3 protein-coding genes are annotated in these 3,250 nt (G+C 63.1%); all 3 read left to right on the plus strand.

Annotation, left to right across the window (positions count from 1 at the left end; genetic code table 11):
• Positions 1-253: DUF3330 domain-containing protein (locus EKA13_RS26505; protein WP_125862974.1), on the plus strand; the 253-nt coding region annotated here is incomplete at its 5' end.
• 130 nt (positions 254-383) lie between these two features.
• On the plus strand, positions 384-944 hold the full coding sequence (locus EKA13_RS26510) for a recombinase family protein (RefSeq protein WP_003124096.1): 561 nt from the start codon (positions 384-386) through the stop codon (positions 942-944).
• A 2-nt stretch (positions 945-946) separates the two neighbouring features.
• The coding region (locus EKA13_RS26515; protein WP_065761975.1) for a Tn3 family transposase at positions 947-3,250 on the plus strand (2,304 nt) is incomplete at its 3' end.

Here is a 3,250-nt window from a genome sequence, read left to right on the forward strand (position 1 = left end):
CTCCGCTGCTATAGTGCAGTCGGCTTCTGACGTTCAGTGCAGCCGTCTTCTGAAAACGACAGACTCGACCACCACCAGTTGCTGCGTGTGCTGCAAGGAAATCCCGCTCGATGCCGCCTTCACCCCGGAAGGCGCGGAATACGTCGAGCACTTCTGCGGGTTGGAGTGTTATCAACGCTTCGAAGCGCGTGCCAAGACAGGGAACGAAACCGATGCCGATCCGAACGCCTGCGACTCGCTACCGTCAGATTGAGGCATACCCTAACTTGGCGTCAGACCATCCGGCGCTAAATCGTCAGAATAGAGTTGCCTTCCGAATTGATTGACATGCGCCGTCAAGGGTCATAGATTTCTTCCTGACACATTTCCCTCAGGAGGATACCTTGCACGGTCAGCGCATCGGTTACGTCCGCGTCAGCAGCTTCGACCAGAACCCAGAACGGCAGCTCGAACAGATCCAGGTGGATAAAGTGTTCACCGACAAGGCGTCGGGCAAGGACACACGGCGGCCCGAACTGGAACGGCTGCTCGCCTTCGTGCGCGAAGGCGACACGGTCGTGGTGCACAGCATGGATCGTCTGGCGCGCAACCTCGACGACCTGCGCCGCCTGGTGCAGGGCCTCACCCAGCGCGGCGTACGCATCGAGTTCCTTAAGGAGCATTTGACCTTCACCGGCGAGGACTCGCCGATGGCGAACCTGATGCTGTCGGTAATGGGCGCGTTCGCCGAGTTCGAACGCGCCTTGATCCGCGAGCGGCAGCGCGAGGGCATCGCGCTCGCCAAGCAGCGCGGGGCCTACCGTGGCAGGAAGAAATCCCTGTCGTCTGAGCGTATTGCCGAACTGCGCCAACGTGTCGAGGCTGGCGAGCAAAAGACCAAGCTGGCTCGTGAATTCGGAATCAGTCGCGAAACCCTGTATCAATACTTGAGAACGGATCAGTAAATATGCCACGTCGTTCAATCCTGTCCGCCGCCGAGCGCGAAAGCCTGCTGGCGTTGCCGGACACCAAGGATGAGTTGATCCGTCACTACACGTTCAGCGAAACCGACCTCTCCATCATCCGGCAGCGGCGCGGCCCGGCCAACCGGCTGGGCTTCGCCGTGCAGCTCTGTTACCTGCGCTTTCCTGGTGTCATCCTGGGCGTCGATGAGCCGCCGTTTCCGCCCTTGTTGAAACTGGTCGCCGACCAGCTCAAGGTCAGCGTCGAAAGCTGGGACGAATACGGGCAGCGGGAGCAGACCCGGCGCGAGCACCTGGTCGAACTGCAAACGGTGTTCGGCTTCCAGCCCTTTACCATGGGCCACTACCGGCAGGCCGTCCAGTTGCTGACCGAGATGGCCTTGCAGACCGACAAGGGCATCGTGCTGGCCAGCACCTTGATCGAGCACCTGCGGCAGCAGTCGGTCATTCTGCCTGCCCTCAACGCCGTCGAGCGGGCGAGCGCCGAAGCAATCACCCGCGCCAACCGGCGCATCTACGATGCCTTGGCCGAACCGCTGTCGGACGCGCATCGCCGCCGCCTCGACGATCTGCTCAAGCGTCGGGACAACGGCAAAACGACCTGGCTGGCCTGGCTGCGCCAATCGCCCGTCAAACCGAATTCGCGGCACATGCTGGAACACATCGAACGCCTCAAAGCGTGGCAGGCGCTCGACCTGCCTTCTGGCATCGAGCGGTCGGTGCACCAGAACCGCCTGCTCAAGATCGCCCGTGAGGGTGGCCAGATGACGCCCGCCGACCTGGCCAAGTTCGAGGCGCAGCGACGCTATGCCACCCTGGTGGCGCTTGCCATCGAGGGCATGGCCACCGTCACCGACGAAATCATCGACCTGCACGACCGCATCCTGGGCAAGCTGTTCAACGCCGCCAAGAACAAGCATCAGCAGCAATTCCAGGCGTCCGGCAAGGCGATCAACGCCAAGGTGCGGTTGTTCGGCCGCATCGGCCAGGCGCTGATCGAGGCCAAGCAGGCGGGCCGCGATCCGTTCGCCGCCATCGAGGCCGTCATGTCCTGGGATGCCTTCGCCGAGAGCGTCACCGAAGCGCAGAAGCTTGCGCAGCCCGAGGACTTCGATTTCCTGCACCGCATCGGCGAAAGCTACGCCACGCTGCGCCGCTACGCGCCGGAATTCCTTGCCGTGCTCAAGCTGCGGGCCGCTCCCGCCGCGAAGGACGTGCTCGACGCCATCGAGGTGCTGCGCGGCATGAACAGCGACAAAGCCCGCAAGGTGCCCGCCGACGCGCCGACCGAGTTCATCAAGCCGCGCTGGCAGAAGCTGGTCATGACCGACACCGGCATCGACCGGCGCTACTACGAACTGTGCGCGCTGTCGGAGATGAAGAACGCGTTGCGTTCCGGCGACATCTGGGTGCAGGGGTCGCGCCAGTTCAAGGACTTCGAGGACTACCTGGTGCCGCCCGCGAAATTCGCCAGCCTCAAGCAGGCCAGCGAATTGCCGCTGGCCGTGGCCACCGACTGCAACCGGTACCTGAACGACCGGCTGACGCTGCTGGAAACACAGCTTGCCACCGTCAACCGTATGGCGACGGCCAACGAGCTGCCGGACGCCATCATCACCGAGTCAGGCTTGAAGATCACGCCGCTCGACGCGGCGGTACCCGACACCGCCCAAGCGCTGATCGACCAGACGGCAATGATCCTGCCGCACGTCAAGATCACCGAACTGCTGCTGGAGGTGGACGAATGGACGGGCTTCACTCGGCATTTCGCGCATCTGAAATCGGGCGACCCGGCCAAAGACAAGAACCTGTTGCTGACCACGATCCTCGCCGACGCGATCAACCTGGGCCTGACCAAGATGGCGGAGTCTTGCCCCGGCACGACCTACGCCAAGCTGGCTTGGCTGCAAGCCTGGCACATCCGCGACGAAACCTACGGGGCGGCGCTGGCCGATCTGGTCAACGCACAGTTCCGCCATCCCTTCGCCGAGCACTGGGGCGACGGCACCACCTCATCGTCGGACGGCCAGAACTTCCGCACCGGCAGCAAGGCCGAGAGCACCGGCCACATCAACCCGAAATACGGGAGCAGCCCAGGGCGGACGTTCTACACCCACATTTCTGACCAGTACGCGCCATTTCACACCAAGGTCGTGAACGTCGGCGTGCGCGATTCGACCTACGTGCTCGACGGCCTGCTGTACCACGAGTCCGACTTGCGGATCGAGGAGCATTACACCGACACGGCGGGCTTCACCGATCACGTCTTCGCCCTGATGCACCTCCTG

Origin of the sequence: Pseudomonas defluvii (assembly GCF_001695625.1) — a bacterium.
GTDB classification, from domain to species: Bacteria; Pseudomonadota; Gammaproteobacteria; order Pseudomonadales; family Pseudomonadaceae; genus Aquipseudomonas; species Aquipseudomonas defluvii.